Annotated in this window: 3 protein-coding genes and 1 pseudogene; 3 read left to right on the forward strand and 1 reads right to left on the reverse strand. The window is 58.9% G+C overall.

All coding sequences use genetic code 11. From position 1 onward, the window contains the following. Window positions 1-116: 116 nt before the first annotated feature. Window positions 117-308, reverse strand: a pseudogene (locus GWQ22_RS20495) (MATE family efflux transporter); the annotation flags it as partial. A 74-nt stretch (window positions 309-382) separates the two neighbouring features. Between GWQ22_RS20495 and mscM the strand changes: the two are divergent. The 3 genes from mscM to GWQ22_RS20510 all read left to right on the forward strand — a co-directional run bounded on the left by mscM (window position 383) and on the right by GWQ22_RS20510 (window position 6,410). Continuing rightward, entirely contained in the window at window positions 383-3,664 is a 3,282-nt protein-coding gene (gene mscM / locus GWQ22_RS20500; RefSeq protein WP_275931489.1) for a miniconductance mechanosensitive channel MscM, read from the forward strand. Window positions 3,665-3,688: 24 nt separating this feature from the next. Further along, window positions 3,689-4,375, forward strand: a complete 687-nt coding sequence (locus tag GWQ22_RS20505; protein ID WP_212512987.1) for a glycerophosphodiester phosphodiesterase — start codon at window positions 3,689-3,691, stop codon at window positions 4,373-4,375. Window positions 4,376-4,532: 157 nt separating this feature from the next. Then, complete coding sequence (locus tag GWQ22_RS20510) at window positions 4,533-6,410, forward strand: methyl-accepting chemotaxis protein (RefSeq protein ID WP_275931490.1); 1,878 nt, start codon at window positions 4,533-4,535, stop codon at window positions 6,408-6,410. Window positions 6,411-6,856 lie beyond the last annotated feature (446 nt).

Genomic DNA, 6,856 nt, shown 5'->3' on the forward strand with positions numbered 1-6,856 from the left:
CCAGTCAGCGAATTCCATCAGGGACAGAGGCAGTAGCCTCGATCACAGTCCGGATCTATGGCTGCAATCTCAACCTAACTCACCGTCATCGATTGAAGGCTTGGCAAACCGGGGCGACCATCTATGGTGACATAGATGCCGGTGACCAGCATGGCGGCCACGGTCGGTGTGACGTAGCGCCAAAGCAGGCGGGAAAGGGGCGCTGTGCCCAGATCGACTGCAGACATGAGATACTCGAAGGAGGGAAAAACGGCCGAAATAATAGCCAAACATGGTCCGGATCGCCCGTTATTTATGTTACAAATCATTAATATGGAAAACTTTACCCGCCTCAGCCCCTGCTTTAGGCTAGGGCGACCTCTCATGAACGGAAACGTGCGCCATGTTGCAACGCCTGCTCTCCCTGCTGCTGATCTCCCTCTGCCTCTTCCCCGTATTCGCTCAGGCCAATGACGCTATCACCGAGGTGGAGGAGCTGCTGCAGAGCGTGCCCAAAACAGACACCCCAGAAAACCAGAAGCTGCGGGAAAGTTATCAGCAGGCGCTGCAATTTGCCCGGGAAGCCCAGCGCTATCGCGAGCAGGGCAAGGCCTATCAGCAGATCCTCATCGACTACCCCAAGGAGTCGGCCCGCCTCAAGGAGCGCCTGCACAACTATCAGCCCCAGCCCCGCCCGCAGCTCTCCTCCCTGAAGGAGGAGGCGCTGCGCCAGGCCATCGGCCTGAGCAGCAACCGCCAGCTCAACCTGCGCAAGGAGCGCCAGGCTGTGATGGACAGCCTCAACCAGCTGGAGAGCACGGGCCAGGAGTATCACCTGCGGGTCGACGAGCTGCGCAAACAGTTGCAGCAGACTCGCACCCTGCTCGATCGGCTCAGCTTCAGCAGTGAATCGGACCGCCAGCAGGAGGCCAAGCAGCTGGTCACCCACCTCAAGGAGCAGAGCCTGTCAGACCGGATCCAGATGCTGGAGCTGGAGCAGCTCTCTGCCCAGCAACGCAACGATCTCGGCAAGCTGAAGTTGCAGGATCTCAACCTCGCCATCACGGACGAGGATGAGTGGCAGACCAGCCTGCTCAACCAGCAAAACCAGCTGCGGCGCGAGAAAACGGAGCAGGCGCTGGCGGAGAGCGAGCGGATGCGCAAGCAGCTCACCTCCGACATGCCGCTGCTGCTGGAACAGCAACAGCAGAACCAGGCGCTCTCCATCCAGCTCGGCGCGCTGGAAGATCAGATAGAGCGGGTACAGGACGATCAAAGGGCCGTCGACAAGAACCTCTCGGCCCTGAACGATCTGGCCAACTCGGTGCGCGAGCAGATGGAGTGGCTGCAGATCAGCAATGCCTACGGCGAGAACCTGCGCAGCAAGCTCTCCGATCTGCCGGCCTACTTCCCGCTCGACAAGCTGGAATCCGCCATCGTCAACGCGCGCATGGCCAAGTACCAGTACGAGACAGAGCAGGACGCACTCAAGGATCCGCGCCAGATGCGCGAGCAACTGATGGCCACCGGTGACATGGCCCTCGACCGATCCCAGCAGGCCGTGCTCGACAACCTGCTCAAGGCCAGGCGGCAGTTACTGACCCGCCTCAACGACGCCTCCGACAGCCTGATCCAGGAGCTGACCCGACTCAAGCTGCTCTACAGTCGCCAGAACAGCAAGATCGACGAGATCCGCGATCTCAGCGCCAGCCACCTGTTCTGGATGCCGGATGTGCGCCCGCTCACCCCGGCCGTGCTACTCGGGGTACCGGCAGCCCTCGGCCTCGCCCTCAACCCGGTCAACTGGTTGCAACTGCCCCAGGCCATTGCCGATAACCACCCCATCACCCTCACCTTCGCCGGTATCGGCATCCTGGTGCTGGCATGGTGCTGGTTCAAGCTGGCCCGCCATCTGACCCAATTCAGCCAGCACATAGCGCCACGCATCGGCAAGGTGACCCAGGACAAGTTCAGCCTGACCAGCCGGCTGCTGATGCGCTCCCTGCTTGCCTCCCTGCCGCTGCCCGCTATGGTGCTGATGGTGCGCGGCCTGCTCGACGACGCCTGGCAATATCCGTTCGCAGTGGCGGTGGCCCGCGGCCTCGGCGAGATCTGGTTCCTGCTGCTGGCACTCTTGATGGCACGTCACCTGACGCTCGAGAAGGGGATCCTGATCCTGCATTTTCGCTGGCAGAAGGAGCGAGTACAGAAGGTGTGGGGCCAGTTTCGCACCCTGCTGCTGGTGATCATCCCGAGCTTCTTCGTGCAGGGGATGGCCAACAGCTATCAGGATCACGCCTTCTACGACTCCCTCGGCCGGATGGCCTTCATCCTCGGCGCCCTCTGGCTGCTGCTGTTCTTCGCCCGTCTCAACCGGGAGCGGCTACCGCTAACCTGGGGCCAAGCCGACATGAGCAAGCCCCACCTGCTGCACCATTTCATCTGGAACAGCCTGATGATGGCCCCGCTGCTGGCGGTGATAGGCTCTCTGCTCGGCTATTTCTACACCTCGCGCATTCTGCTGCGCCAGCTGGAGCTGAGCCTGCTGATGGGGCTGGGCTGCCTGCTCATCTACTATCTGGCGCACCGCTGGATGTTGATCCAGCGCCGCCGTCTCGCTTTCGAACGGGCCAAGATCAAGCGCGCAGAGATAGTGGCCCAGCGTGGCCGGGAAGAGGGCCACGACGATCTCAGCTCGGAGATCCCTGACGTGGTGGAAGATACCGAGCTGGATCTCGAGACCATCAGTGCCCAGTCGCTGGGGCTGGTGCGCACCCTGCTGATGCTGGGCTTCACCATGCTGGTGGTGGTGCAGTGGTCCGAACTCAACTCGGCGTTCAGCTTCCTGCGCAGCATCGAGGTGTGGCAGGTCACCAACAAGATTGGCGGCATAGAGCAACTTTCCGCCATCACCTTGCAGGATCTGATGCTGACCGCATTTACCTTCATCCTGACCGTGGTCACGGCCCGCAACCTGCCGGGCCTGATGGAGCTGACCCTGCTCCAGCACCTGAGCCTCTCCCCCGGCACCGGCTTTGCCATCACCACTGTCACCAAATACATAGTGTTGGTGGTGGGGGCGCTGAGCGGCTTCTCCATCCTCGGCATCGACTGGTCCAAGGCGCAGTGGATGGTAGCGGCACTCTCTCTTGGCCTCGGTTTCGGCCTGCAGGAGATCTTCGCCAACTTCGTCTCCGGTCTCATCATTCTGTTCGAGAAACCGATCCGGCTCGGCGATACCGTCACCATCCGCGAGCTGACCGGCACAGTGACCAAGATCAAGACCCGCGCAACCACCATAGTGGATTGGGATCGCAAGGAGATCATCGTCCCCAACAAGGCGTTCATCACGGAGCAGTTCATCAACTGGTCCCTGTCCGATGCCATCACCCGGGTACGGCTGCGCATCCGCATCGGCCTGACCCAGGAGCCAAGGCGAATACAGACCATTCTGGAAGAGTCGATCCGGGCCTCCACCCTGGTGCTGGAGACCCCCTCCCCCGAGGTATTTCTGATCGAATTTACCGACTCGGCGCTGATCTACGAGATCCGGATCTATGTGAACAGCATGGATCACCGCATGCCCATCACTCACGAGGTGCACTCGCTGGTGCTGGAGAAGCTGCAACAACAGGGGCTGGGGCTGCCGCACCAGCAGATCGACATTCGACTGAGCCGCGCCTGAGCAGGGTGCAACAGGAGCCATATCATGCAGATCATCGCCCATCGCGGAGCCAGCGGGCTGGCGCCGGAAAATACCCTCAAGGCCATTCGGCTGGCACTGGCACTGGGAGCCCAGGCCATAGAGATAGACGTACAGCAGGCTGACGGCGAGCTGTGGGTATTTCACGACCGGCGACTGGATCGTTGCACGAACGGTGGCGGCGTGCTGACGGCGCAATCCCGTGCCTATCTGGCAGGACTTGATGCAGGAGAAGGAGAGCCTATCCCTACCCTGTGGCAGGTGATGGAAGCAATTGCCGGTCGCGCCGAGCTGCATATCGAGCTGAAAGGAGCGCAAACAGCCGACGAGGTGGCCGTGCTGACCCGCCGCGCCGAGGCACAGCTGGGCTTCACGCCAGCGCACTGGGTCGTCTCCTCCTTCCACCACCCGGAACTGGCTCGTTTTGCCGCCTTGCGACCCGAGATCCGGCTTGGGGCACTGACTGCCACGATTCCGTTCACCCTGGCCGAGTTTGCTGCCGAGCTCGGAGCCTGGTCGCTCAACTGCGACGTGGACTTTGTCGACGCAGCACTGGTCATGGATGCCCATCGACGGGGATTAAAGGTACTGGTCTATACGGTCGATCATACTGCCGATCTTGCTGCACTGGTCGCCATGGGGGTGGACGGGATATTTACCAACCGGCCAGATCGCTTCCTTCCGCCAGCCTGATCGGACGCCTTATTTCGGCAGGTGACCGATAAACGCTGACTTAGGCTATACATTTATCGCACGTACCGGGATACAAAAAGTTCTACTTTGGCCGATAACAGTTTGCTCATAACAATAAAACAACACATCGCAGACTGACGCTCACAAGGATGTAAATATGAACTTATCCATCAAGAACAAGCTTGTCCTCGCCATCGGGGTCATTATCCTGGTCATCACAGGCCTGCAGGTCTGGTACAACACCACCCAACTGAGAAACGAAACCCAACGACTGATCTGGAGTTTTATCAACGACAGCTCGGCTGCCAATGTGAAAGGCATCTCCCGCTGGCTGGACGCCCGGATGAGCATAGTCACCGCCACCAAGGATGCCTTCACCAAGGAAGATGAACCTGTCAGCCATCTGGCCCAGGCCATGAACGCCGGCAATTTCAATCTCATCTATGTGGGCACGAAAGATGGCAAGATGATCCAGAGCAGGCCGACCAATTTGCCGGCCGGCTATGACCCCCGTCAACGTCCCTGGTACAGGGATGCCATCGCGGCAGGCAAGATGGTGGTGACAGCCCCCTATGCTGACATCACCACGGGTCAGCTCATCATCACCATCGCCGAGCCCTTCACCCGCGGCAATACCCAGGGGGTGATCGCCGGTGACGTCTCCATCGATGCGCTGATACGCGATGTACTGGCCATCAGCTCGGAGGGTACCTACGCCCTCCTGATGGACAGTAATGGCACCATCATTGCTCACCCGGACAAGGGGCTGACCCTCAAACAGGCCACCTCCCTCTCCCCTCTTCTGACTGCCGCCAAGGTCAACGAGCTGGCCCATGACAACACCATCTCCGAGATGGAGATCAGCGGTAAGCCAAGCGTGTTCGACCTGACCGAGATCCCCAATACCAACTGGTATTTCGGCATAGTGGTGGATGAGGCGGTTGCTTATCAGTCCGTGTCACGCATGGTCACCTCCGCCCTGCTGCAAGGCCTGCTGACCATTCTCATCGTGGCCGGCTTCTCCTATGTGGCCATCAACAGCTCCCTGGCCCCGCTTAAAACTCTGGGGGAGGCCATCGCCGACCTCTCTCGCGGCAACGGTGACCTGACTCGTCGTGTCAAGATCGAGCGTGAAGATGAGGTGGGGATTGTAGCCAAGCACCTCAACACCTTCATCGATCGCATCCACGTGATGGTGCAGGATATCTCCAACTCTTCCAGCCAGCTGAACCAGCAGGCCAACTCCTCTCACAACATGGCGGAGAAATCCAGCCAGGGTCTGGCACGTCAACAGAACGAGATCTCCCAGATCGCCACCGCAGTGCACGAGATGTCCGCCACCGCAGTGGAAGTGGCCAGCAACGCAGAGCAGACCGCAGATGCGGCCCGCAGCTCCGCCGGCAGCTGTGATCATGGCAAGCAGGTCATCGCCCGCAACCAGCGTTCCATCACGGATCTCGCCACCCAGGTCAAACAGGCTTCCGGCATCATTCAGGAACTGGAGAAGAACGCGCAGGAGATCAACACCATACTCTCCACCATTCAAGGCATAGCCGAGCAGACCAACCTGCTGGCGCTGAACGCCGCCATCGAGGCGGCACGGGCCGGCGAACAGGGCCGTGGCTTTGCCGTGGTGGCCGACGAGGTGCGGGTGCTGTCACAGCGTACCCACAGCTCCACCGTCGAGATCCGCAGCATGATAGAGACACTGCAACGCAACACCCAGGGCGCGGTCAGCACCATGCACGAAGGCCAGCTGCTGGCCCAGAACAGCGTAGAAGATGCGAACGATGCGACTCAGGCGCTGGAGCAGATCACCGCCTCCATCAACCAGATCTCCGACATGGCCACCCAGATCTCCAGTGCCGCCGAGGAGCAACGCGCCGTGACCGACGAGGTCAGCCGCAACATCCAGGCAGTCAAGGATGTCTCGGACGAACTGGCGGTAGACGCCGACAGCTCTCGCCATCTGTCTGAGCAACTGAAAAATATTTCAGGTGAACTGAGCAATCAGGTCGGCATGTTCCGCATCTGATCAGCGCAAAGCAAAGGGGCCACACAGGCCCCTTTTTTATGAAAAAATGCTTTTATTTCAATAATTATTACCACATCAACGTTCAGGATTATGGGAATGGAAATTCTCATACGATGCGGAAAATCGTTATAAAACAACGCATCACCACCAACTTTATGATTAGTTTTTCTAACCATTTCGCGCCATTAGCCAATCAGCGAATAATTCTTATTAAATATTTTTGATAAAAAACTTAAAAACTTTATGGGTAATACCTAAAAAGAGAGGCATTTCTCATTTTTTTGAAAGAAAACTACATATAATCCTGAGCTTAAAATAACGTAAGCGCCGTTAAATCGACCTACTTGCCTTTACCGTATTGCGCCACTTTTTTTGCAATCGGCTCCAGCGGGACGTTCCATGGCAGCAGGGCTTCGAGCTTTTCCAGGGTATCGGCCTCGCCAATC

The sequence above is a fragment of the Aeromonas sp. 1HA1 genome (genome assembly GCF_029237385.1).
Classification (GTDB): domain Bacteria; phylum Pseudomonadota; class Gammaproteobacteria; order Enterobacterales; family Aeromonadaceae; genus Aeromonas; species Aeromonas popoffii.

Excerpts from the sequence above, each read along its gene's own strand:
- mscM (WP_275931489.1), top strand. The coding sequence starts at position 383 with ATGTTGCAACGCCTGCTCTCCCTGCTGCTGATCTCCCTCTGCCTCTTC.
- GWQ22_RS20505 (WP_212512987.1), top strand. The coding sequence starts at position 3,689 with ATGCAGATCATCGCCCATCGCGGAGCCAGCGGGCTGGCGCCGGAAAAT.
- GWQ22_RS20510 (WP_275931490.1), top strand. The coding sequence starts at position 4,533 with ATGAACTTATCCATCAAGAACAAGCTTGTCCTCGCCATCGGGGTCATT.